General features: G+C 66.1%; 23 protein-coding genes and 1 pseudogene. 10 read left to right on the top strand and 14 right to left on the bottom strand.

Features of this window, described 5'->3' with window-relative positions:
- Window positions 1–368: pseudogene (locus tag CG50_RS14760) on the bottom strand (VWA domain-containing protein); the annotation flags it as partial.
- 154 nt (window positions 369–522) lie between these two features.
- Between CG50_RS14760 and CG50_RS14755 the strand changes: the two are divergent.
- The 3 genes from CG50_RS14755 to CG50_RS14745 all read left to right on the top strand — a co-directional run bounded on the left by CG50_RS14755 (window position 523) and on the right by CG50_RS14745 (window position 3,622).
- On the top strand, window positions 523–1,641 hold the full coding sequence (locus CG50_RS14755; RefSeq protein ID WP_036640003.1) for a Ppx/GppA phosphatase family protein: 1,119 nt from the start codon (window positions 523–525) through the stop codon (window positions 1,639–1,641).
- Entirely contained in the window at window positions 1,638–2,414 is a 777-nt protein-coding gene (locus CG50_RS14750) for an RlmE family RNA methyltransferase (protein WP_051910056.1), read from the top strand. Before CG50_RS14755 ends, CG50_RS14750 begins: the two co-directional genes overlap by 4 nt.
- 248 nt (window positions 2,415–2,662) lie before the next feature.
- Window positions 2,663–3,622 (top strand): GAF domain-containing protein, encoded by a 960-nt coding sequence (locus CG50_RS14745; protein ID WP_036640000.1) that lies wholly within the window; start codon window positions 2,663–2,665, stop codon window positions 3,620–3,622.
- Window positions 3,623–3,769: 147 nt separating this feature from the next.
- Here the strand turns inward: CG50_RS14745 and purF are convergent, their stop codons facing one another.
- The 7 genes from purF to CG50_RS14710 form a co-directional block, all read right to left on the bottom strand.
- Window positions 3,770–5,254: an amidophosphoribosyltransferase gene (gene purF / locus CG50_RS14740; RefSeq protein WP_036639998.1), complete on the bottom strand. Its 1,485-nt coding sequence runs from the start codon at window positions 5,252–5,254 to the stop codon at window positions 3,770–3,772.
- Window positions 5,255–5,423: 169 nt separating this feature from the next.
- Entirely contained in the window at window positions 5,424–6,017 is a 594-nt protein-coding gene (locus CG50_RS14735) for a CvpA family protein (protein ID WP_036639995.1), read from the bottom strand.
- 19 nt (window positions 6,018–6,036) lie between these two features.
- Window positions 6,037–7,407, bottom strand: a complete 1,371-nt coding sequence (gene radA, locus CG50_RS14730) for a DNA repair protein RadA (protein ID WP_036639992.1) — start codon at window positions 7,405–7,407, stop codon at window positions 6,037–6,039.
- Between the two features lie 133 nt (window positions 7,408–7,540).
- Complete coding sequence (locus tag CG50_RS14725) at window positions 7,541–8,299, bottom strand: ABC transporter ATP-binding protein (protein WP_036639990.1); 759 nt, start codon at window positions 8,297–8,299, stop codon at window positions 7,541–7,543.
- Window positions 8,296–9,075 (bottom strand): MlaE family ABC transporter permease, encoded by a 780-nt coding sequence (locus CG50_RS14720; RefSeq protein WP_036639989.1) that lies wholly within the window; start codon window positions 9,073–9,075, stop codon window positions 8,296–8,298. Before CG50_RS14720 ends, CG50_RS14725 begins: the two co-directional genes overlap by 4 nt.
- Window positions 9,072–10,121 (bottom strand): alanine racemase, encoded by a 1,050-nt coding sequence (alr, locus tag CG50_RS14715; RefSeq protein WP_036640011.1) that lies wholly within the window; start codon window positions 10,119–10,121, stop codon window positions 9,072–9,074. The genes CG50_RS14720 and alr overlap by 4 nt, the downstream gene beginning before the upstream one ends.
- A gap of 342 nt (window positions 10,122–10,463) precedes the next feature.
- Window positions 10,464–10,661 carry a DUF1127 domain-containing protein gene (locus tag CG50_RS14710; protein WP_036639986.1) on the bottom strand — a complete coding sequence of 66 codons (198 nt, stop codon included), beginning with the start codon at window positions 10,659–10,661 and terminating at the stop codon, window positions 10,464–10,466.
- 85 nt (window positions 10,662–10,746) lie between these two features.
- Here CG50_RS14710 and CG50_RS14705 point away from each other — a divergent pair, with 85 nt between their 5' ends.
- From CG50_RS14705 to CG50_RS14690, 4 genes are all read left to right on the top strand, one after another.
- Window positions 10,747–12,159, top strand: coding sequence for an aminotransferase-like domain-containing protein (locus tag CG50_RS14705; RefSeq protein ID WP_036639984.1), 1,413 nt, complete (start codon window positions 10,747–10,749; stop codon window positions 12,157–12,159).
- A gap of 182 nt (window positions 12,160–12,341) precedes the next feature.
- The gene (locus CG50_RS14700; RefSeq protein WP_036639982.1) at window positions 12,342–13,226 is read left to right on the top strand and encodes an ABC transporter permease; all 885 of its coding nucleotides are present in this window, start codon (window positions 12,342–12,344) and stop codon (window positions 13,224–13,226) included.
- Window positions 13,223–14,029 (top strand): ABC transporter permease, encoded by an 807-nt coding sequence (locus CG50_RS14695; RefSeq protein ID WP_036639980.1) that lies wholly within the window; start codon window positions 13,223–13,225, stop codon window positions 14,027–14,029. The genes CG50_RS14700 and CG50_RS14695 overlap by 4 nt, the downstream gene beginning before the upstream one ends.
- A gap of 41 nt (window positions 14,030–14,070) precedes the next feature.
- On the top strand, window positions 14,071–15,147 hold the full coding sequence (locus CG50_RS14690; protein WP_036639977.1) for an ABC transporter ATP-binding protein: 1,077 nt from the start codon (window positions 14,071–14,073) through the stop codon (window positions 15,145–15,147).
- A 1-nt stretch (window position 15,148) separates the two neighbouring features.
- Here CG50_RS14690 and CG50_RS14685 read toward each other — a convergent pair whose 3' ends face one another.
- A complete protein-coding gene (locus CG50_RS14685) occupies window positions 15,149–15,496 on the bottom strand; it encodes a DUF6477 family protein (RefSeq protein ID WP_051910055.1) in 348 nt (115 codons plus the stop codon).
- A gap of 223 nt (window positions 15,497–15,719) precedes the next feature.
- Between CG50_RS14685 and CG50_RS14680 the strand changes: the two genes are divergently transcribed.
- Both CG50_RS14680 and lipA read left to right on the top strand, forming a co-directional pair.
- On the top strand, window positions 15,720–16,838 hold the full coding sequence (locus CG50_RS14680; protein WP_036639976.1) for a DUF6456 domain-containing protein: 1,119 nt from the start codon (window positions 15,720–15,722) through the stop codon (window positions 16,836–16,838).
- An 83-nt stretch (window positions 16,839–16,921) separates the two neighbouring features.
- Entirely contained in the window at window positions 16,922–17,902 is a 981-nt protein-coding gene (lipA, locus tag CG50_RS14675) for a lipoyl synthase (RefSeq protein WP_152559552.1), read from the top strand.
- A gap of 183 nt (window positions 17,903–18,085) precedes the next feature.
- On the opposite strand, the gene CG50_RS14670 is transcribed toward lipA, so the two are convergent.
- Both CG50_RS14670 and pdxY read right to left on the bottom strand, forming a co-directional pair.
- Entirely contained in the window at window positions 18,086–19,096 is a 1,011-nt protein-coding gene (locus CG50_RS14670; protein ID WP_036640007.1) for an NAD-dependent epimerase/dehydratase family protein, read from the bottom strand.
- 67 nt (window positions 19,097–19,163) lie between these two features.
- Window positions 19,164–20,024: a pyridoxal kinase gene (pdxY, locus tag CG50_RS14665; RefSeq protein WP_036639971.1), complete on the bottom strand. Its 861-nt coding sequence runs from the start codon at window positions 20,022–20,024 to the stop codon at window positions 19,164–19,166.
- A 226-nt stretch (window positions 20,025–20,250) separates the two neighbouring features.
- Here pdxY and CG50_RS14660 point away from each other — a divergent pair, with 226 nt between their 5' ends.
- Window positions 20,251–21,270 carry an LLM class flavin-dependent oxidoreductase gene (locus CG50_RS14660; protein WP_036639969.1) on the top strand — a complete coding sequence of 340 codons (1,020 nt, stop codon included), beginning with the start codon at window positions 20,251–20,253 and terminating at the stop codon, window positions 21,268–21,270.
- Window positions 21,271–21,755: 485 nt separating this feature from the next.
- Here CG50_RS14660 and CG50_RS14655 read toward each other — a convergent pair whose 3' ends face one another.
- The 3 genes from CG50_RS14655 to CG50_RS14645 form a co-directional block, all read right to left on the bottom strand.
- A complete protein-coding gene (locus CG50_RS14655) occupies window positions 21,756–23,033 on the bottom strand; it encodes a type II toxin-antitoxin system HipA family toxin (RefSeq protein WP_245615751.1) in 1,278 nt (425 codons plus the stop codon).
- Complete coding sequence (locus CG50_RS14650; RefSeq protein ID WP_231564835.1) at window positions 22,987–23,292, bottom strand: helix-turn-helix domain-containing protein; 306 nt, start codon at window positions 23,290–23,292, stop codon at window positions 22,987–22,989. The genes CG50_RS14655 and CG50_RS14650 overlap by 47 nt, the downstream gene beginning before the upstream one ends.
- 339 nt (window positions 23,293–23,631) lie before the next feature.
- Window positions 23,632–24,024, bottom strand: a 393-nt coding sequence (locus CG50_RS14645) for a plasmid pRiA4b ORF-3 family protein (protein WP_036639959.1), incomplete at its 5' end; no start/stop codon positions are given.

The following is a 24,024-nucleotide window of genomic DNA, read 5'->3' as shown; positions in this document are numbered from 1 at the left end:
TCGGCCAGACGCTCGCGCAGGGTGCGCATCAGCGCCTCGAACCCGCCGAGCGCGGCGACGGCGGCCTTTTCCTCGGCGGAGAAGCTGCGCTCGGCCAATTTGCGCAACCAGTCCTCCGGCAGATCGAGCGCGGCCATCACCTCGGCCTCGGGGATGGTGTCGAGGGTGCCGAAGGTTTCGGCGAAGGCGCGGTCGAAGCGGTCGTAATATCGTTCGTCCTTCACCAGAACGGCACGGGCGAAGGCGTGGAACGCGGTCACGTCGCCCGCGCACAGCCCCGCCGCCAGCCCGCCGAGCAGGTCCAGCAACTCGCGCGGGCCGACCGGCACACCGGCACGCCTGAGGGCGTCGAAAAAGGTCAGGAACATCGGGGGCCTCCGGCGCCACTGTGGCCCGGCGGGCGGGGCGGATGCAAGCCCTGCGACTTCTCTCCCTAGACCGCGGGTGCCCGCGTCGCGGTGCCTTGAAGAACCCGGCCCGAAACGCTAACTTGGGGGTAACTTGAAATCGGAGGGCGTGACGATGGCGCCCAGGCGTCCCCGGTCTGTGGGCGCGTTCCCGAAAACGGTAGAGCCGACCCAGACCAGACACGCCGAGAAGGGCGAGCTTTATGCTGCGCTCGATCTCGGCACCAACAGTTGCCGGATGCTGATCGCCCGACCGAAGGGGGATCAGTTCGAGGTCGTGGACAGCTTCTCGAAAGCGGTCCAGCTGGGACAGGGGCTCGAAGCCTCTGGCCGGCTGTCGCGCAGCTCGATGGCGCGCACCGTGCAGGCCTTGCAGATCTGCCGGCGCAAGATCGAAGCGCATGGCGTGAAGCGGATGCGCCTCGTCGCGACCGAGGCCTGCCGGCGCGCGGGCAACGCGCGAGACTTCCTGCGCTACGTCCGGCGCGAGACCGGCCTGCCCTTGGAGATCATCCCGGCCGAGGAAGAGGCGCGTCTCGCGGTGATTTCCTGCGCCTCGCTGGTCAATCCCTCGACCGAGCAGTTGCTGGTCGTCGATATCGGCGGCGGCTCGACCGAACTGGTGTGGATGGACCTGTCGCAGGTGCCGCACCCCGAACGCGCCCGCGCGATCATGCGCCTCGGCAACGGGTTCAACCAGCCCGACGACGGGTTGCCGCAGGCGCGGGTGGTGGACTGGATCTCGGTGCCCTTGGGGGTGGCGACGCTGAAGGACCATTTCGCCGATGTCGAGGACGATTCCGCGCGTTTCGCGCTGATGTCGTGGTATTTCGAGGAGAAGCTGTGCAACTTCTCGCCCTACAATTCCGGCGTGGCGCGCGAGGGGTTCCAGATCATCGGCACCTCGGGCACGGTGACGACGGTGGCGGCCTGTCACCTCGGGCTGAAGCGCTATGACCGGACGCGGGTCGACGGGATGACGATGTCGTCGGGGCAGATCGACGCGGTGATCCGCTCGTTCCTGACGCTCGGCCCCGAGGGGCGGCGGACCGATCCGCGCATCGGGCGTGACCGGCACACGCTGATCATGTCGGGCGCCGCGATCTTGCAGGCGCTGATGCGGATCTGGCCGACCGACCGGATGTCGGTGGCCGACCGCGGCCTGCGCGAGGGGCTGCTTTATGCACAAATGGCCGCCGATGGCGTGCTGAAAGAGATGGGACCGATCAGATGAGCAAGACACCCACGGGTATCGGCGGCACGACGAATTCCGGCCGCGGCCAGCGCGAGCTGCGCGTGCGCGTCAAGACCGCCAAGGGACGCAAGATCAGCTCGACCCGCTGGTTGGAGCGGCAGCTGAACGACCCTTATGTGCTGCTGGCGAAGAAAGAGGGCTATCGCGGCCGCGCGGCTTACAAGATCCTGGAACTGGATGAGAAATATCGCTTTCTCGTGCCGGGGGCGCGGGTCGTCGATCTGGGCTGCGCGCCGGGCGGCTGGTGCCAGGTGGCGGTGCGCCGGGTCAATGCGCTTGGAGAGAAGTCGGGCAAGAAGGTCGGCACCGTGCTGGGCGTCGATCTGCAGGAGGTCGACCCGATCCCCGGCGCCGATATCCATCAGCTCGATTTTCTGGAAGAGGGCGCGGACGAGCAGGTGAAGGCCTGGCTCGGCGGCAATGCGGATGTGGTGATGTCGGACATGGCCGCGAAGGCCTCGGGCAATCACAACGTCGACCATCTGCGCATCATCGACCTGTGCGAACACGCGGCGTTCTTCGCCTTCGATGTGCTCGACGTCGGCGGCACCTTCGTGTGCAAGGTTCTGGCGGGCGGCACCGAGCAGGAATTGCTGACCATCCTGAAGAAGAATTTCACCAAGGTTGTCAATGTGAAGCCGCCGGCCTCGCGCAAGGACTCGACCGAGAAATTCGTCGTCGCGACCGGATTTCGCGGCAAGCGTCACGAACCCGGCTGGCAGGATGAGGATCTCGATCAGGACGAGGAATGATCGGTTTCGGGCGACCGGGTGCCTTGTCCCGCGACGCGGGCGGAGAGGGGGCTCTGCCCCCTCGGGCCTGACGGCCCTCACCCCCGGGATATTTGCGGCAAAGCGAAAGGGCACGGCGTGCTTCCGCTGTCCGGATGTCGAAATTGAAGCCTTGCTAACCGTGTCTGACGATCTGGCCTGTTTACTTGTGCCGAGATCGCTTTATCCTTGTCTGACTGGGATGCCAGAAAGAGGGGAGGCTTTTTGACATGCCGCAGAATGGAACGTATGTTTCCGATCATGTCGGGCGGGTGCGCTCGGTCGTGTCGACTTCGGCCCGCGAGGGGTTGAGTGCCTTTGCCGCGAGCTGGCGGCGTTCTCTGGTTCATCACAAGCTCGATCCTTCAAGCCGGGGGCCGGCGATGCGCATGGCTCTGGCCGAGATCCGGGCCCGGCGCGATGCCGCGGGAGAGTTGGTGCGCGTGGCGGGCCCGGCGCTCGATCGGCTGTCGCGCGCAGTGGGAGAGGCAGGCTGTGCCGTCATGCTGTCGGATGCGGCAGGAATTGTTCTCGACGAGCGGGTGCGCGATGCCGATCGTGGAGCTTTCGATCGCATGAACCTGGTTTCCGGGGCAGACTGGTCCGAGGGGGCGGAAGGCACCAACGGAATCGGCACCTGCCTTGCCGAGGCCCGTCCGGTCACGGTCTGGCGCGACCAGCATTTCCGCGCTCCGCACGGGGCACTGAAATGCTCTGGCGCACCTGTGTTCGGGGCCGAGGGATCGATGGTCGGGGTGATCGACATCAGCTCGGTGCGCGAGGATACGCCCGACGCCTGGGCTCAGCTGCTGGCGCTCAGTGTTCAGGATGCCGCGCAGCGCATCGAGGCAGAGCTGTTCCGGCTGAGGTTTCAGGGGGCGCGCATCCTGTCGGCCAATGAGGACAGCACGCAAGGGGTGGCACTTCTGGCCCTCGACCGCGACGATCTGGTGATCGGCGCGACACGCAGCGCGCGCCGCCGTTTCGGGCTGGGGGAAGGGCATTTCGCACCATGCCCCGCCACCGATCTGATCGGGGCTGAGGGCGGCTCTCTCGATGAGGCGCAGCGTGCGGTCCTTGCACAGGCGCTCGCCCGCAGCGGTGGCAATGTCGCAGCCGCGGCACGCGCCCTCGGCATCGGCCGGGCCACGTTCTACCGCAAGGCGCGCGCGCTCGGCCTGGCCTTCTGACCGCCGGGCAATCGTATCGTCGAACGCAGAAGAGCCGCCTTTCGGCGGCTCTTTTCATCTTTCCGAAAATATCCCGGGGGTGAGGGCCGGGAGGCCCGAGGGGGCAGAGCCCCCTTCGCGTCCGCCGACAGACCTCCGGCAGTAAGTTTATTCCGCCGCTTTCAGCGGCTTCATCTCGAAGCCCTTGGCGATCTGATCGGCCGGGGCCACCGGATATTCGCCGGAGAAGCAAGCATCGCAATACTGCGGGCAGGCGGAATTCCGGCCCTCGGCCTCGCCAGCCGCGCGATACAGCCCGTCGAGCGAGATGAACTTCAGACTGTCGACGCCGATCCAGTCGCGCATCTCGTCCTCGCTCATCCGCGCCGCCAGCAGCTTCGAGCGGTCCGGCGTGTCGACGCCGTAGAAGCACGGCCAGGCGGTCGGCGGGGAGGCGATACGGAAATGCACCTCGGCTGCGCCGGCATCGAGGATCATCTCCTTGATCTTGCGCGAGGTCGTGCCGCGCACCACCGAGTCATCGACCAGGATCACCCGCTTGCCCTGCACCAGCGAACGGTTGACGTTCAGCTTCAGCCGCACGCCCATGTTGCGGATCTGCTCGGTCGGCTCGATGAACGTCCGGCCCATGTACTGGTTGCGGGTGATGCCGAGGGCGAAGGGAATGCCCGATTCCTGGCTGTAGCCGATCGCCGCGGGCGTGCCCGAATCCGGCACCGGGCAGACCAGATCGGCCTCGACCGGGGCTTCGCGCGCGAGCTCCACACCGATCTGACGCCGGGTCTCGTAGACAGAGCGGCCGCCGATGATGCTGTCGGGACGCGAGAAATACACATGCTCGAAGATACAGAACCGCGACTGCGAGGCGTGGAACGGACGCGAGCTTTCGATCTTGCCGTTCTGGATCACCACCATCTCGCCCGGCGCGATCTCGCGCACGAAATGCGCACCGATGATGTCAAGGCCGCAGGTCTCCGACGACAGCACATAGGCATTGTCGCCAAGCCGGCCCAGCACCAGCGGACGCACCCCCATCGGGTCGCGCGCGCCGATCAGCGCGGTATCGGTCATCGCGACGATGGAGAACGCGCCCTCGACCCGGCGCAGCGCATCGGCCAGCCGGTCGGGATGGGTCTTCTGATACGAACGCGCCATCAGGTGAATGATGCACTCGGTGTCCGAGCTCGACTGGAAGATCGCGCCATGCTCGATCAGCTCGCGGCGCAGCGCCTCGGCATTGGTCAGGTTGCCGTTGTGCGCGACCGCCGCGCCGCCGAGCGAGAACTCGCCGAAGAACGGCTGCACATCGCGGATCACCGCGGCCTTGGAACCGGCCGTCGAATAGCGCACATGGCCGATGGCGAGCGGGCCGGGCAGGGCCTCCATCAGCGAGGCCTTGGTGAAATTGTCGCGCACATAGCCGAAGCGATGCGCCGAGTTGAAGCCCTTCTCCGGATCGTGCGCGACGATGCCGCCCGCTTCCTGGCCGCGGTGCTGCAGCGCGTGCATCCCGAGCGCGACGAAGTTCGCGGCGTCGGCCACGCCGATCACGCCGAAGACGCCGCACTCTTCGTGCAGCTCGTCGTCGTCGAAGGGATGGGCGTAAAAACGGGGGCTGGCCGGTTCTGTCATGGGAGGGGCTCCGATCCGGGTGGGCTTGCGCGAGACACTTAGTCCGAAACGCACGGGCTGTTAAGCCCTCGCTTGGGGAAATGCGTCATTTCATCGTCATATTGACTGTGCGCGGGCGGACCCGATCCGTGCCGGGCTGCACAGAGCCCGGAGCGGGCGGCCCTGGCGCTCAGTTCGCGGCGGGCGTTTCGGCGGCCGGGGCGGTGCCCGGCGCGGCGCAATCGGCCACCAGATGCTCATAACGGCTGACGATCCAGGCAGGGACATCGGTCGGCACCGAGGATTCGAGCTTGGTGCTCAGCGCTGAGAAGACCTTGGCGGCGCGCGAATTGTCGACCGCCGGCACGCCCGCCTCGAGGCCGACGCGCTGATAGAGGATCAGGGCGACCGCGACGAGAACGATACCGCGCAGCACGCCGAACAGGAACCCGATCGCCTGATCGAGACCGCCGAGCGCGGAGCGCTGCACAACCGAGGAAAACAGCGGCGTGATGATCGCGAAGACCACGAGTGCCACCGCGAAGACCGCCGAGAAACCGGCGATGGTCGCCAGTTCGCAACTGTCGCCGAGGAATTTGTTCAGCACCGGCAGCTGCGCCACCAGCGGCCGCGCCTGTGCCGCGAACAGATAGGCGACGACGGCCGCGGCGATCCAGCCGACGATGGCCAGCCCCTCGCGCACGAAACCGCGGCTGTAGGCGAGGATGGCCGACAGGATGACGACGACCGCCACGATGGCGTCAACGATGGTAAAGGCTTCCATGATCCCCGCGTCCCCGGCACTATCCCGCGCCGAACATGTCCCCAACAAGTGTCACCAGATCCGGCAGCGTGCGCAGCCGCATCCCGTCGCTGCCGGTCACCTTGGTTCCCTGCGGCGCGATCGCCTGTGTGAAACCAAGTTTCTCGGCTTCTTTCAACCTGTTTTCCGCCTGAGACACCGGGCGCAGTGCCGCCGACAGAGATATTTCCCCGAAAATCACCAGATCCGACGGGAGTGCCACGTCCTCGCGCGCACTCAGCAGCGCCGCGGCGGCAGCGAGATCGGCGGCGGGTTCCGTCACCTTCATGCCGCCCGCGACGTTCAGAAACACGTCGAGCCCGGCAAACGGGATACCGCAGCGGCTTTCGAGGACGGCGAGGATCGTCGAGATCCGCCCCGAGTCGAGGCCGACCACGGTGCGGCGCGGGCTGGCGAGGGTCGAGGGCGCAACAAGCGCCTGAATTTCCGTCAGAACCGGGCGCGTGCCCTCGATCCCCGCGAAGACGGCGGAGCCGGGCGCAGGCTGGCCACGTTCGGAGAGGAACAGCGCCGAGGGATTGGCCACCTCGGCCAGCCCCATGCCCGTCATCTCGAACACGCCGATTTCCGAGGCCGGGCCGAAGCGGTTCTTTACCGCGCGCAGCAGGCGGAACTGATGGCCGCGCTCGCCCTCGAAATAGAGAACGGTGTCGACCATGTGCTCGACCACGCGCGGGCCGGCGATCTGGCCTTCCTTGGTGACATGGCCGACGAGGATCACCGACACGCCGCGCGACTTCGCGAAGGTGACCAGCTCATGCGCCGCGGCGCGGACCTGACTGACGGAGCCGGGCGCGGCCTCGACGCTGTCGGCCCACATGGTCTGGATCGAATCGATCACCACGAGGTCGGGGCGCTCGGCCTCCATCGTCGTGAGAATGTCGCGCAGGTTGGTCTCGGCGCCGAGGTTGACGGAGGCATCGGCGAGCCCGAGGCGCTGCGCGCGCATCCGCACCTGGGCCGAGGCTTCCTCGCCCGAGATATAGAGGCACTTCAGCCCGGCCCTGGCGAAGGCCGAGACCGCCTGCAACAGCAGCGTCGACTTGCCGATGCCGGGATCTCCGCCGACGAGAATGGCCGAGGCCGGCACCAGACCGCCGCCCAGAACCCGGTCGAACTCGACGAGGCCCGAGCAGGTGCGCGGCGGCGGCGGCTCCTCGGTGGCGAGTGTGGTGAGCGCGATCAGCCTGCCCTTGGCGCCGCCGAGCGACTTGCCCTTCGGCCCTGAGGCGGAGAGCGGCGCTTCCTCGACGATGCTGTTCCACGCACCGCACGCATCGCAGCGCCCCGACCATTTCGGGAAGCGCGCACCGCAGGAGGTGCAGGTGAATTGCAGAGGGGCCTTTGCCATGTCGGCCTTTGTGCCAGAGCGGAGGAGAGGCGGCAAGCGGCGGAGTGGGGCTCTGCCCCCACACCCCGGGATATTTGCGGAAAGCCGAAAGGGAGAGCGCGGCGCGGTGTCCGACCCGGCGCCGCGCTGTTTCTCAGCGCAGGGCTTCGATCGGGCCTTCGGCGCGGCCGTGGATGAACTGCTGAATGTAGGGGTCGTCGGTGGTGTCGATCTCGGCCACCGGGCCTTGCCAGCGCAGCACCCCGTCGTGCAGCATCGCCACCTTGTCGGCGATGGCGCGCACCGAGGTCATGTCATGGGTGATGGTGATCGCCGTCGCGCCCATTTCCGTCACGATGGAGCGGATCAGCTCGTTGATGACGCCGGCCATGATCGGATCGAGGCCGGTCGTGGGCTCGTCGAAGAAGATCACCTGCGGGTCGGCCGCGATGGCACGGGCGAGGCCGACGCGTTTTTGCATACCGCCCGACAGCTCTGCCGGGTAGAGGTCGGCCACATCCGGGCCGAGACCAACGCGCTTGAGCTTTTCGAGGGCGATGGCGCGGGCTTCGGCGCGCGGTTTGCGATTGGCGCCGCGCAGCAGCCGGAACGCGACGTTCTGCCAGACGGTGAGGCTGTCGAACAGCGCCGCGCCCTGAAACAACATGCCGAATTTCGACAGGAATTCCTCGCGCTCGGAAGCGCCGGCGTGGCCGGTGGCGGGCTTGCCGTCGATGACGATGCTGCCGCCGTCGGGCGCGTTCAGCCCCAGGATACATTTCAGCAGCACTGACTTGCCGGTGCCCGAGCCGCCGATGACCACGAGGCTTTCGCCACGCACGACCGACAGGTCGATGCCGCGCAGCACGTGTTTCGGTCCGAAGGATTTGGTGAGGCCGTGAATCTCGATCATTTGGAGAAGAAGACCTCCGTGAGGACGTAGTTCGCGGCGAGGATCAGGATCGAGGCCGCGACCACCGCGGTCTTCGTGGCCCGGCCCACGCCCTGCGCACCGCGCCCCGAGTTCATGCCGTAATAGCAGCCCATCAGCGCGACGATGAAGCCGAACGCCGCCCCCTTCAGGATACCCGACATGACGTCCCAGGTTTCCAGATACTGCCAAGTATTGCGGATATAGGTGGCGGAGTTGAAGTTCAGCCGCTCCACCCCCACGAGCCAACCGCCCATCACGCCGATCACGTCGCCCACGCCGACAAGCAGCGGAACGCTGATGACCGCGGCCAGCAGGCGCGGCGCGACCAGATACTTGAGCGGGTCGGTCGAGAGGGTGACCAGAGCGTCGATCTGCTCGGTCACTTTCATCGTGCCGATCTCGGCCGCGATGGAGGAGGCCACGCGCGCCGCGACCATCAAACCGCCGAGAACGGGGCCGAGCTCGCGCGTCATGCCGATGGCGACGATCGAAGGCACCACCGATTCGGCGGAGAACCGGGCGCCGCCGGCATAGATCTGCAGTGCCAGCGCCGCGCCGGTGAAGATCGCGGTCAGCCCCACGACCGGCAGCGACAGCCAGCCGATCTGCAGCAGCGCCGACAGGAACTCGCGCCCGTAGAACGGCGGGCGCACCAGGTGCGACACCGCCTCGATTGCGAAAAGCGTGACCTTGCCTGCCCCGGCAAGCCCCGAAAGAACCGAGCGTCCGATGAACGCCAGAAGGCGTGCGATCACGCGGCACCCCCGACATAGCTGCGCTGATAGCGATGACCGAGCGAGGTGAGAATCTCGTAGCCGATGGTGCCGATCAGATCGCCGATCGCATCGACGCGCTGGTTCGGCCCGATCAGATCGAGCGCATCGGGCACCTCGTCGAGATGGGTGATGTCGACGGTGATCAGGTCCATCGAGACCTTGCCGATCACCGGGCAGGGGATGTCGCCGGCCCAAAGCGTCGCGACATTTCCGAGGCGCCGCGACAGACCGTCGGCATAGCCCGCGGCGACGGTCGCGACGCGGGTTTCCGTCTCGGCGGTCCAGGCGTTGGAATAGCCCACGGTTTCGCCCGGATGGACCTCGCGGGTCTGGATCACCGGCAACGACAAGGTGACGGCGGGCGTGCCCGCCTCGAACGGGCGGCCGGCGTAAAGGCCGATGCCCGGACGCACCAGATCGAAATGGAACTCGGAGCCGAGCAGAATGCCTCCCGTCGCCGACAGCGAGCGCGGCACCTTCATGCCTTCGGTCATGCGCTTGAATTCGGTCAGCTGCTGGCGGTTCATCGGATGATCGGCCTCGTCCGAGCAGGCGAGGTGGCTCATGATCAGCTTCGGCCCCGCGGCGAGCACGGCCGGTGCGGCCGCAAACCAGTCCGAAGCCTCGAAGCCGAGCCGGTTCATCCCGGTATCGAGCTGAATACCGAAGGCCGCGCCCGGCAGAGCTTCGAAATGACGGTGCATCTGCTCGGCCGAGTTCAGCACCGGGGTCAGCGACAGGTCGCCGATCATCTCGGTGTCGCCCGCGCAATGGCCCGACAAGATGAAGATTTCGGGCGCTTCGCCAACGATCTGGCGCAGCGTCGCGCCCTCCTCGGCACAGGCCACGAAGAATGTGCGCACACCGTTGCGGGCCAGCATCCGCGCGATGCGCGACGCCCCCAGCCCGTAGCAATCCGCCTTGACCACGGCAGCGGTCTGCGTCGCCGTGCCCGAGAGCGCGTCCAGCGCGCGCCAGTTCGAAAGGATGGCATCGAGGTCGATGCGAAGGGATGCAGTCGTCATGATGACCGAGTTCTTGAACCACCGGGGCGGAAGGTCAAGCCCAAAGCGGCCGGCGGGCGGGATCGGCGGCAAAAAGATGCGGGCGCTCCGCTCCGCTCCGGTCCCTGGGGATATTTGCGGAAGGCTGAAAAGGACGAGCGCGCGCTTTGCCTTTCGATTCGCCGCAAATATCCCGGGGGTGAGGGCCGCGAGGCCCGAGGGGGCAGAGCCCCCGCTGCGCCCGGCGGGAAGGGCCACGCCAGCCGGAGACGGGATGACGATCGGCATGAAAAAAAGCCGGACGCTGTGCGCCCGGCTCAGGAAGAGGGCCGACAGGGGACTGCGGCACCTACCTCGGGGAGATCAGAACCAGCGGTCGATGATCCGCTCGGCCTCGCTGCGGCTCAGCCCGACATCGTCGAGAAGCCGGTCGTCGAGTTTGCTCAGCGCGATCTTGCTGCGGCGCAGGTTCAGCCAGCCCGCCACGACACGCGACAGCGTGCGGACGTTCACCCGGGAGGTGGCGGCGGAAAACACGGAGCGCTGCGACAGCGAAGACATTCTGGCACCTTTTGTGTTGATACAATTCCATTGTTTCGGTAACAAATAAATACAATAGCAACACAATAAGCCCTACGGAAACATTGTGACTGATACAAAATGGCATCCTGAACTGACACAATCGGCCGGCCCGAAGTATCTTTCGCTGGTCCGGGCACTGCGCGACGGTGTGCGGCGCGGCGATCTGGCGCCGGGAATGCGGCTGCCGACGGTGCGCGATCTGGCCTGGCGTCTCGGGGTGACGCCGGGCACGGTCGCCCGCGCCTATCAGATCGCGACGCAGGAGGGGCTGCTCGAGGCTGCGGTGGGCCGCGGAACTTTCGTGTCCACTCAGTCGCGTCGGCTCGGCCCGACAGAGCCATTGTATCGCCAGTCGATGACCGACCCGGACGACGATGACGGGGTGGTGGATCTGCGCTCGCCGCAGCTGCCGGACGTCGGCCAGACCGCGGCCCTGTCGCGCGCAATGACCGAGGCCGCGCAGGAGATCGGGCAGAGCTGGCTTGAATATCCCGGGCTGCGGCGCGACCGCTATTGCCGGGAGGCGGCGGTCGAATGGTTTTCCGGCTGTTCTCTCGGACCGGTGGTCACGCCCGACGACATCGTTCTGACGCTTGGCGGACAGAATGGGCTGAACGTGGCGATGCAGTGCTGTCTGCGCGGCGACCGGCCGGTGGTGCTGTGCGAGGAACTCGCTTATCCGGGCTTTCGTCATGCCGCACGGCTGAACCGCGCCGAGGTGGTGCCGGTCGCCCTCGATGCCGAGGGGATGGTGCCCGAGGCCCTCGATGCCGCCTGCCGGCGCTTCGGCGGGCAGATGGTCTGCATCACCCCCGACGCCCAGAACCCGACCACCGCGCGCATGGGCATGGAAAGACGCCGCGCCATCGCCGAGGTCGCCCGTCGTCACGATCTGCAGATCGTCGAGGACGATTGTTACACTGCGCCGGTGTCGGGGCTCGACAGCCTGCGCGCGATGGCGCCGGAGCGGGCCTGGCACGTGACGTCGCTGTCCAAGACGATTTCGGCGGGGATGCGATTCGGCATCGTCGTCGCACCCGAGGGCATGGGCGAGGCCGGTCGGTTGACCGCGCAGCACAGCTATTTCGGCTTGCCGCGCCCGGTCACCGATATCGCGACGCGGCTGTTCACCTCGGGCGAGGCGATGCGGCTGCGCCATGCCGCACAGGACGAGATGGGCCGGCGGCTGCAGATCCTGCTGCGCAGTTTCGGCAATCTCGATCTCGGCTGGCAACCGGGGCTGAGCTTCGTCTGGCTGCGACTGCCGACGGGGTGGCGCGCTTCGACCTTCACCCGCATGGCCGAGGCCGAAGGCGTGCTGTTGCGCTCGGCCGACGAATATGTGCTGCAAGACGGCCATGCGCCGAACGCGGTGCGCATCGCGCTCTCCGGCGGCGTGTCCGAGGAACGGTTCCAGCGTGCCCTGGACCGGCTCAGGCAATTGCTGGATTCTCCCCCGGCCGATCTGCCGGTCTGATCTTTCGGTTCCGCCCGATATTTCGGCGACTGGTGAGTTTTTCACTGAAACTGCCTGATTTCCGTGCTGAACCCTCTTTCGCGCGGCGATGCGACGTGCAACCTTTCCCCAAACGACGGGCAAACCCGCAACGCTGGAACCGAGGCGACAACGCCGAGACGACCGATCTGAGACGGGGGACCATGGCTGGACCGGTGAAGACACGCTGGACGCGCACCGAGGCGTTCAACGGCTATCTGATGATCAGCCCGACGCTGATTTACGCGCTGCTGATGCTGGCGGCTCCCTTGGTGATGATCGTGGCCTATTCCTTCTTCAAGGACGGCTACCTGACGGTGATCCACGAATTCACCACCGAAAACTACGTCCAGGCCTGGTCCGACCCGATCTTCCGCGCGATCCTGCTGCGCTCGGTCTGGGTGTCGGTGCTGGTCACGGCGGTGACGGTGGGACTGGCCTTCCCGGTCGCCTATTTCATCTCCTTCGTGCTGCCGGCGCAGAAGAAGTCGCTGTGGCTGTTTCTCATCACCATCCCGTTCTGGACCAGCTATCTGATCCGGGTGTTCCAGTGGAAGGTGATCCTGAGCTACAACGGCGTCATCAACTCGGTGCTGACCGGGCTCGGCATCGTCGATCATCCGCTGCAGATGCTCAACTCGGTCGGTGCCATCGCGGTCACGCTCGCCCATTCCTATGCGCCCTTCGCGATCCTGCCGATCTTTGTCAGCCTGGAGAAGATCGACCGCTCCTTCCTCGAGGCGGGGCAGGATCTCGGCGAGAGCAGGTTCATGACCTTCTGGCGGGTGACGCTGCCTCTGGCGATGCCCGGCGTGATCGGCGCGGTGATGATCGTGTTCATCCCGACCATCGGCGATTACGTCACGCCAGAGCTGATCGGCGGCGGCAAGCTCCCGATGGTGGCGAACATGATCCAGCAGAACATGCTCAAGATCGACAACAAGCCGCTCGGTTCGGCGATCGCGGTCAGCGCGATGCTGGTGGTGGCGGCGATCGCGCTGCTGTTCCTCATGCTGAACCGGCGTTTCCTGAGGGGGCCGAAGGGATGAAATCTCCGGCGCTGCGCCTGTTTTCGCTGGCCTATCTGGTCTTTCTCTATGCGCCGATCGTGCTGTTGCCGGTCTTCGCCTTCAATGACGGCACGATCATCGCCTTCCCGCTGAAGGGCTTCACGCTGCAATGGTTCGACGATCTGTTCACCAACGTGAACCTCGGCCATGCGCTGAAGAACTCGCTGATCATCGCGGTCTCGACGGCGATTCTGGCGACCACGCTCGGCATCTTCGCGGCGCGTGCCTCGACCCGGTTCGACTTTCCGGGCAAGGCGGGGATCATGGGGCTGATCATGCTGCCCCTCGTGCTGCCCGAGATCATCGTGGCGGTGTCGCTGTTGATCGTGCTTCTGGGGATCGGCATTCCGCTGTCGATCTTCACCGTGATCCTCGGCCATGTTCTGGCGGCCACGCCCTATGCCATCGCGGTGCTGAATGCCGCGTTCAGCTCGCTCGACCGTTCGCTCGAAGAGGCGGCCTATGATCTCGGCGAGGGCAAGATCTCGACCTTCCGTCTGATCACCCTGCCGCTCGTTCTGCCGGGGATCGTGTCCTCGTGCCTGATGGCCTTCACCATCTCGCTCGACGAGTTCATCATCGCCTTCTTCCTCGCGGGCGAGCAGACCACGCTGCCGACCTATATCTTCTCGCAGCTCAGGTTCCCGAAACAGATCCCGATGATCATGGCGCTTGGCACCTGTCTGGTGGCCGCCTCGATCGTGTTGCTGACCATTGCCGAATATTTCCGCCGCCGCGGCATCGCGCGCACCGGCGGCAAGGACACCGGAGGCTTCCTGTGATACCCAAGACCACCGCATCCGCCGCTGCGACCCGCCCGACGATGATCGAGTTCCGCGAGGTGCAGAAGTATTACGGCGATTATCACGCGCTGCGCGGCATCACCGCGACGATCCGCGCGGGCGAGTTCTTCTCGCTGCTCGGCCCGTCGGGCTGCGGCAAGACTACGCTTTTGCGCACCATCGCGGGGTTCGAGGACATTTCCTCGGGCGCGGTGCTGATCGACGGCAAGGATATGTCGAACGTGCCGGCGAACCGGCGCCCGACCAACATGGTGTTCCAGAGCTACGCGATCTTCCCGCATCTGAGCGTGGCCGAGAACGTCGGCTTCGGTCTGCGCCGCGATCCGCGCTCGAAGGCCGAGAAGGCGAAGGCGGTCGAGGAAGCGCTGGAGATGGTCGGCCTCAAGGGCTATGGCCCGCGCGCCGCCCATGCGATGTCGGGCGGTCAGCGTCAGCGCGTGGCGCTTGCGCGCGCGCTGATCCTGAAGCCCAAGGTGCTTTTGCTCGACGAGCCGATGTCGGCCCTCGACAAGAAGATCCGCGAGCAAATGCAGGTCGAGCTGATGAAGCTGCAGCGCGAGCTCGGTATCACCTTCGTTCTGGTCACCCATGACCAGGAAGAGGCGCTGATCATGTCGGACCGCATCGCGGTGATGTTCGACGGCGAGATCGCCCAGCTCGCCGATCCCGAGACGCTTTATCGCCATCCGGATTCGCGCCGCGTCGCGGATTTCATCGGCGTGATGAACTTCCTGCCGGCGACGGTGACGGGCGAAAGCGGGGCGGGCGTGTCGCTCGATGTGGCCGGTCTCGGTCGGCTCGATGTCGCCCCCGATCAGGTCGCGGCGACGCGCACCGGCGGCGAGCCCGCCGTGGGCTTCCGCCCCGAGACCCTGACCCTGCTTTACGAAGGCCAGCCCGCCGCCGCGCATGAGGCCGCCGGCATCATCGATGAAGTGGTCTATTACGGCGACATGACGTATTACGACGTCCGCCTCGACGGGGTGGACAAGCCGGTGCGGATCTCGATGCGCAACGTCTTCGGCCGGCCGGTGCTGGACGTGGGCACGCGCACCCGGATCGGCTGGGCGCCGGGCGCGCTGGTGCTGTTTCGCTGAGCTACTCGGCGGCGAGGGGCAGGGTGCCTGCCGCCGGGTCGTCTGACCCTGTAGCACCCGAATTGGCGTGGCCTGCCAGAACGGTGCGGGCCTCGGACATCAGTGCGATCATCACCTCGATGTGGCGCAGCGCGTTGTAACCCGCGCCACCGGCCTGGCGTTCCTCCTCGATCCCGGCCTCGATCCCGATCAGCGCAACGAGCGCCTCGGCAGGTGCCGGTGTGTCGTGCCGGCGCAGCAGCCGGCGCAGATCGCGGGCACGGACGTAATCGGGCTGACCGCAACGAGCGGCGCGCATCAAGAGGCGCGGGCGGCGCAGCTCGGACAGGATCTGGCGCAGATCGGACATCGGGCTCTCCTTCGTGGTGTCGCACTGGGTGTCGGTTCGTCCACAATGGCGCCGCTGCGGCCCCGTTGCGCATCCGCCCCGATCTGCGCACGCAACGGTCGGAGAAATTTATCATTTCTCAACAATTCTCGGTTTTGCCCGCATCGTTAACGAGCGGGTAACGATTGCAACTCACGGTTTACCTTTGCGGACCCGACCTTGCCGCGCCTGACTGGGGGAGAACATGAGCATCACCACCCCGACCACGCCGGGGCTTCCCGGCTGGTTGCCCGATCATGCCAGGCTTTACATCCGGCATGTCGAAGAGGGGATCCCGATCCGGCAGCTTGCCCGCGCGGAAGGGTGCCATGCCTCGACGATCCTGCGCCGTGTTCGCCGGATCGAGGAACGGCGCGACGATCCTCTGGTGGACGAAGCCCTCAGTCAGCTCGGCCAGACCTTTTCCGCGCAGGAGACCGTCAGCACGAAGGATCTCTCCATGACCGCTCGCCGTCCCGATCCCGCCGCCGACACCGCCCGTGCAGTTCCCGGCACCGACCCGGCCGACCTGACCGCGCGCGAGGAACAGCGCATCCTGCGCCGTCTCGCGGAGCCCGGCGCCCAGCTTGCCGTTGCCCCCGAGATGGACAAGGCCGTGGTGATGCGTGCCTCGGTGCGCACAGCCGTCACCCAGCGGGCGACGGCGCAGGGGCTGGCGCTGAAGGACTGGATCCAGATCCGCCACACCGGCCGCGTCACCACCTATGAAATCACCCTCGCGGGGCGGGGCGCGCTGCGCCGGATGGTCGAGGCCGAACGCGTTGCCCGTGGCCTCGACCCCGAGGAAGAGGACGACGGCGGCCTGTTCGCGGCCCAGCACCGCGACTGGGGCCGGCCGGCCGGGACCGAGGGGAGGGGGCGCACCAACCTCGCCGAAAGCCCGCTCGGGGTTCTGGCGCGGCGGCGCGACGCGAACGGGCAGCCGTTCCTCGGCCCCGAACTCGTCGCCGCGGGCGAGCGGTTGCGCGAGGATTTCGAGCTCGCGCAGATGGGGCCGCGCGTGGCGCAGAACTGGGAACGCTTCCTGACCGGCGGCGGCGAACGCGGCAGCTACCGCGAAGCCAGCCTCGGCGGCGGATCGGAGCGCGCCCGCGAACGCGTGGCGGCGGCGTTGCGCGATCTGGGGCCGGGGCTGGGCGATATGGTGCTGCGCTGCTGCTGCTTCCTCGAGGGGCTGGAGAGCGCGGAGCGCCGCCTCGGCTGGTCGGCGCGCTCGGGCAAGATCGTGCTGCGTATCGCGCTGATCCGGCTGAAGCGCCATTATGACGAGGTTTACGGTGGCGCGATGCCGCTCATCGGCTGACGCTGGCACTCCGACCGGGCCGCGGGCGTGTCTCGTCTTTGCCTGCGCATTGCCTGCGGCCCGGTTTTGTCCTATCTCCCGGAATGAACCCAGCCGCGAAAAGGGGACAGACCGTGCGCGAGTTGAAGATTCCCGGCGAAAGACATCCCGAGAAGGCCCATCGTCCGGATCAGGCCCAGCCGAAGAAGCCAGAGTGGATCCGTGTCCGGGCGCCGAATTCGCAAGGCTACGAGGACACTCGCGCGATCATCCGCGAGAACCGTCTTGTGACGGTCTGTCAGGAGGCGGGCTGCCCGAACGTCGGCGAATGCTGGTCTCAGGGTCATGCGACGATGATGATCATGGGCGAGGTCTGCACCCGCGGCTGCTCGTTTTGCAATGTCGCCACCGGCCGGCCCGACGCGCTCGACGTGTTCGAGCCGGGCCGCGTCGCCCATGCGGTCGAAAAGCTCGGGCTGAAACATGTCGTCATCACCTCGGTCGACCGTGATGATCTGGCCGATGGCGGGGCCGAGCATTTCGCCCAGACCATCCGTGCGATCCGTCACCGTGCGCCGCAGGCGACGATCGAAGTGCTGACCCCCGACTTCCTGAAATGCGGCCCCGAGGCGCTGGAAACCGTGGTCGCAGCGCGCCCCGACGTGTTCAACCACAACCTCGAGACCGTTCCGGGCCTTTACCCCGAGGTGCGCCCCGGCGCGCGTTACTTCCATTCGCTGCGCCTTCTGCAGCGGGTGAAGGAACTCGACCCCGGCATCTTCACCAAATCCGGCATCATGGTGGGCCTTGGCGAGGCTCATGTTCAGGTGCGTCAGGTGATGGATGACATGCGCGCCGCAGATGTGGATTTTCTGACCATCGCCCAGTATCTGCAGCCCACGCCGAAGCATCACCGCGTCGACCGTTTCGTGACGCCCGACGAGTTCAAGGATTACGAGCGCGCCGCCTATGGCAAGGGCTTCCTGATGGTCTCGGCGACACCGCTGACCCGGTCGAGCTATCACGCCGGAGACGATTTCGCCCGGCTGCGCGCCGCGCGGCAGGAAAAGCTCGGCCGCGTCTGAGCGCTGCCCGCAGGTCGCCGGGGGCTCTGCCCCCGCGGCTGCGCCGCTCCCCCGGGATATTTGCGGCAAAGCGAAAGGGGCAGAGCGCGCTTTCCATTCGCTTTGCCGCAAATATCCTGGGGTGAGGCCTGAAAGGCCGAGGGGCAGAGCCCCTCGACCCGGCCGGGTCCTCAGGACGGACCGTCAGACCTGATAGTAATCGCGGTACCATTCGACGAACGCGCGCACGCCCTCGGGAACCCGGGTCTTCGGTGCGTAGCCGGTCAGCGATTTCAGCAAGCTTGCATCGGCCCAGGTCGCGGGCACGTCGCCGGGCTGCATCGGCATCAGGTTGCGGATCGCGGTCTTGCCGGTCGCGGCCTCGATGGCGGCGATGTAATCGACCAGCTGAACCGGATCGCCATTGCCGATATTCACCACACGCCAGGGCGCCACCGGCGACAGGCTGTCGCCTTCGGGCACGATGCCGTCCTCGGGGCGCACCGGAACGGCGTCTATCAGCAGCCGGATCGCCTCGACCAGATCGGTGACGTAAGTGAAATCGCGCTTCATGTCGCCGTGGTTGTAGACGTCGATCGGCTGATTCGCGAGGATCGCTCTGGTGAACTTGAACAGCGCCATGTCAGGCCGGCCCCAAGGGCCGTAAACGGTGAAGAAGCGGAACATCGTCACCGGCAGGCCGAACAGATGAGCATAGGAATGCGCCATCGACTCGGTCGCCTTCTTCGTCGCGGCATAGAACGACATCTGATGGTCGGCCTTCTGCGTCTCGACATAGGGCATCACCGTGTTCGCGCCATAGGCCGAGGAGGTCGAGGCGAGCAGCATATGCGCCGGCGGATGGGCGCGGGCGGCTTCCAGAATCTCGAAGGTGCCGTTGATGTTGCTTTCAAGGTAGCTGCGCGGGTTCTCGATCGAATAGCGCACGCCCGCCTGAGCGGCGAGATGCAGCACCACATCGGGCTTCAGGCGCGAGAACAACTCCATCATCACGCCCGGCGACTGGATCGAGTCATTGGTGACCGAGAACCCGGGATGCTGCAGCAGCATCGCCTGGCGCCGTTCCTTCAGCGTGACGTCGTAATAATCGCACAGGTTGTCGATCCCGTGCACGCGCCAGCCTTCGCTCAGCAGCCGCTGGCACAGGTGATAGCCGATGAAGCCCGACGAGCCGGTTACCAGGGCGGTGCGGATTTTTTCGGGGGCTGTCTGGGGCATCGGGGGCCTCCCTTGGATGAAACGTAACTGAAAACCAAACCGGTCAGACGAGTGCCGCGGGCATCCCGAAGCTGAGCAGATCGCGCCGGAACGCCGGATCGTCGAGCGCCACCTCGGGCAGGCCGAGCGCGATGGAGCGCGCGATGGAACGCGACATCTGCACCTGTGCATGATCGACGGCATGGGCCAGCGCCAAGCCGCGCGCCAGCCCGACCGTCACCAGCGCCGCGAACAGATCGCCCGTGCCGCTGACATGGGCGGGTTGCAGCGTCACCGGATGGCGGCTGGTGCCCTCGGGGCCGTGAACCACGGTCTCGATCATGCCTTCGGGCGTGCCGGCGAGGCGGCAGCCGGTGGCGATCAGCCGGGCCTCGGGACGCAGGCGCATCTTGCGCGCCGCTTCGAGGATGTCCTCGGGATGGGTCATCGTCACGCCCGACAGATAGCTGACCTCGAACGGGTTGGGCGTCGCGATATCGGCCTGCGGCAAGAGCCGGTCGCAGATCACCCGCGCGATGGTCTCGGGCACGTAAAGGCCGGGCTTGGTGTCGCCCATCACCGGATCGCAGATATAGGTGAGGCGTGGATTGACCGCCCTGGCGCGGGCGACAAAATCCGCCGTCATCTCGGCGATCGCCGGCGACGAGACATAGCCGGTCAGGATATAGGCGGCCCGTTCGGTCAGGCCGCGTTCCTCGGCACCGCGCAAGAGATCGGCGAAGAACTCCTCTGGCAGCGAGCCGCCGCGCAACGTCGGATAGAACGGCGTGTTCGACAACAAAACCGTCGGGATCTGCGCAACCTCGAGGCCCGCCGCCTGCATCGGGAACGCCGCCGCCGAATTGCCGACCTGACCCATGACAACCTGGCTCTGGATCGTGATGACGAGGGGCGGACGCTGCATCGGAAACTCCTGCACGGGCTGCGGGCATGATTGCGGGGTCGGTGATGCGTCAAAATGCCTTCCGCCGCAACGGTTTTCCGGGAGAAATCCGGGGAGTCGGGCGATCTGCGCATGGCTGCACACTGGCTGAGCGGCGGCGGGGGATGCGCCGGCCACCGCGTCCTCCTAGATCTGAGACCAAAGATCCCGCGTTGCTGCGCGGGATCGCCTGATATTGGGGAACGAAATGAAAAAGATCGGATTCCTGTCCTTCGGCCACTGGTCGCCCTCGCCGCAGTCGGGCACGCGCTCGGCCGCAGATGCGCTGTTGCAGTCGATTGACCTTGCGGTCGCGGCCGAGGAGCTCGGGGCGGATGGCGCTTACTTCCGGGTGCATCACTTCGCCCGGCAGCTCGCCTCGCCGTTTCCGCTTCTGGCGGCGGTGGGCGCACGCACCAGCAAGATCGAGATCGGCACCGGCGTGATCGACATGCGTTACGAAAATCCGCTGTATATGGCGGAGGACGCGGGCGCCGCCGATCTGATCGCCGGCGGGCGGTTGCAGCTTGGCCTCAGCCGCGGGTCGCCCGAACAGGTGATCGAGGGCTGGCGTCACTTCGGCTATCAGCCCGCCGAGGGCGAGAGCGATGCCGACATGGCGCGCCGGCACACCGAGGCGCTTCTCGAGGTGCTGAAGGGCAAGGGCTTCGCGCGGCCGAACCCGCGGCCGATGTTCCCGAACCCGCCGGGGCTCTTGCGCCTCGAACCGCATTCGGAAGGGCTGCGGGAACGCATCTGGTGGGGCGCGGGCTCGAACAAGACGGCGCAATGGGCGGCGAAGCTCGGGATGAATCTGCAAAGCTCGACCCTGAAGGATGACGAGACCGGCGAGCCGTTCCACGTCCAGCAGGCGAAGCAGATCCGCGCCTATCGCGAGGCCTGGGCGGAGGCCGGCCATACCCGCACGCCGCGGGTGTCGGTCAGCCGCTCGATCTTCGCGCTGGTGAGCGATCTCGACCGGATGTATTTCGGCGCCGAGCGCGGTGACCGCGACCAGATCGGCTTCATCGACGAGACGCGCTCGGTCTTCGGGCGCAGCTATGCCGCCGAGCCCGAACGTCTGATCGAGCAGCTGCGTCAGGACGAGGCGATCGCCGAAGCCGATACGCTGCTGCTGACCGTGCCGAACCAGCTGGGCGTCGAGTATAACGCCCATGTGATCGAGGCGATCCTGAAATACGTCGCCCCCGAACTTGGCTGGCGCTGAGCTTGGCTGGCGCTGAGCTGACGACCCGTTGAAAATCGGCCGCCCGCGCGGGGTTTTGCCTGCGCGGGCGGCTGTGTTATAGCTCGCCCGAAACCGAACCCGGGCCGGCACGCCGAACCGGGCGCCGAACCGGGCGGAGCGATCCCATGTCCGGCCCCCATTCCCTCACCCGCGCCGCGCGGCTCTCCGTCGCGCCGATGATGGATAAGGTGGATTGTTGTTGTAAATCAAGTGTTTGATGGGTTATGTGTGCAGTATTTGCACACGAGTTTTCGTGCTTTGTTTCCTTCTCATTCGCGCGATACGTCGCGATTCAGCCGCCGTAGCCGCGATCTTCATGCAACCCGCGCAGGCTGAATGAATTTCGTCTGAATGGAGTGTCCGTCCCGCCATTAGGTTGGACAGATTGTCACTGCCGATATGGCTTGCCGATCCATGATCACCAACTGGGGCTGGTCCGGAAATTCCCGACTCCGGTCGCCCGGTCACCCGACCAGAATGGCCGTCATCGTCCGGACATGGGCGTCGATGCGCTCCAGGACCGCGCCGGGTACGACGGCGCGTTCGGGCAGATCCCACCAATGCGCGTCGACCGCCTGAACGGTTTCGGCAACCGCCTTCAAAACGGCGGGTTCGGGGAGCTTGGCGCGGTTAGCGAAAGTCTTCCAGCGCGCCGAGGTCAGTGCTTTGAAGGCGCGTTCGCCGCCGAGCGACAGGGCCAGGTCGTCCGCAGGAAGATAAGGGATGGTCGAGAGCAGGTCGTAGGAGGGCGCGAAGGCAGGGGCGTTGCCGTCCCCGGGGTAGATCAGCGACCAATTTTTCAGGTGCATGTCGCCGTTGCCCATGATCACCGAGAGCGCAAGACGCCGGACGAACTCCAGCGCCGCCAACGGAGAAATGGCGATGCTGAGCGCTGATGCGATGTCGTGATAGGCTGCACCTTCGTATTTGCGCGCGGGAGGAATGCCGAACACCTGGGCGAAATCCTCGATATGGATGCGCTGGCCGCCCGGCCCGCGATCGAAACGGCGCAGCAGCAGCACCCGCCCTTCGGTCATAGTCTCGAATTCCGCTGGGATGCCGTCGAACTGGTCGCGGGTGACAAGCTCGCGCTCGGGCACCTCCATGCCGATCGCTTCGGCCAGTGCGAGGTTGGCAAATTCGTTTTCCGACACCGCCGGAAAAGCCGTGGAGGGGAACTTGGCGATATATTGTCCGTCGCCGTCGCCGAGCGGCACGGTCAGCCCGCCGCCCTTGCCGGTGTTCTTCATCACCGAGAGCTTGATCTGGACGCCGGCCAGAGAGAAACGAGCTTTCGGCGCCGTCTGCGTGGGCTTCGCCGTGGCCAGGGCAGGACCGTCGCCCGGCAGGGCGCGCACCGCGCCGGGCAGATCGGCCCCGAGCGCTGCGAGCAGGTCGAAGTCATTGCCGGGACGGACGCGTCCGGCGTGATGCTTCTCCATCGCGTCGCGCAGCTTGTCCTCGGGAAGCAGGTTGGCGAAGAAGGCCGGCAGGGCACCTGCGATCGGCCGCGGATCCTTCCGCAGCCCGCCATTCGCCGCCCGGAAGGATAGACTGAGGATGGGGTACCCACCTGTCGCGCGATAGGCAGGATCGAAGCTGAAAGCGTTGAAATCGCCCGGGGTTCGGACGATGGTACCGATCTTGTGCTGGTTCAGGAAAATGTCGAGCGCCTGAACGCTGGCGGCGGTTGGTTCAGCGCTCATCGTCAGGCTCCGGCTGCGGTGCGAATGCCGGGGCATCCTCCCCAGCCTCGGGGCTGAGTAGGGTGTCGACCGCGGGCACCAGGAATTGCGGGATCAACATCATCTCGAGCCCGAGCGCGCGTGCGACATTCATCAGCGTGGTGGCGCGCGCGGCGGCGGCGCCCGTCTCGATGTCGCGGTAGCGCGGGCGGGAAATGCCGGCCAACTCGGCGACCTGTTCCTGGGTCAACCCGGCGGCCAGCCGCGCCCGGCGAAGCTGTGCGCCGATCGTGTGAAGAGAGGTTGTTTCGGGCACCAAGGATACCTTTGCGATTCATGTGATCGACATTGATCTGAAAACATATCATCATCCCGCTAAAACAGCAAGAATATGATCTGTATCCATATCTTCATGTTGTCTGAAGATACGTATAGGTATCATTGATGTGGGAGCCAAGGAACGACGGCAAGACGCGCAATCCGGTCGCACATAAGGAGCGTATTTGATGGGGGGCGGCCTTCCGACGTAGGCGACGATCTGTTTTACGATGGGATGCATCCAGGCGGGCACAGAGGCGATGCCAGAAATCTGAACATCCGGGCGGAGTGGACATCAGGGCCCTTGCCAGCGCCTTGAGGGCCGAGCCCTCTGCGCTCACCGACCAGAAGGCTTTGGCTTGGGCTGATGCAGGCGTCGGCTGGTGTTCTTGCGGAAGGTGTTGCGCAGATCCCTGTTGATCAGCTCGATGTCGAACCAGTCCGGGTCGAAATGCCCGCCGGCCCAGCGAAGGTTGGACATATGGTCTTCATGGTTCGGGTCGCGGATGGTCTCGAGGAAATCGGCATAGGACCAGGGGCCGCCGACGTCCTCGGGCGGCCGGGCACGGGCCCCTTCGGTGCATTCTGCGTGGCGGGGCAGGGGATCGAGGGACAGCCATTCCTCGATCCGGATCACATGGGTCCAGTCATCACCAAAGTCGTAGTGGTAAGTGAAGGTGAGATCCTGGCCGGCGAAATCTGAGGTGGACCCCGAAAACCGGACACTCTG

The organism is Paenirhodobacter enshiensis, assembly GCF_000740785.1.
Classification (GTDB): Bacteria; Pseudomonadota; Alphaproteobacteria; order Rhodobacterales; family Rhodobacteraceae; genus Rhodobacter; species Rhodobacter enshiensis.
The sequence above is the reverse complement of the archived record's forward strand: the minus strand, read 5'-3'. Positions and strand labels throughout refer to the sequence as shown.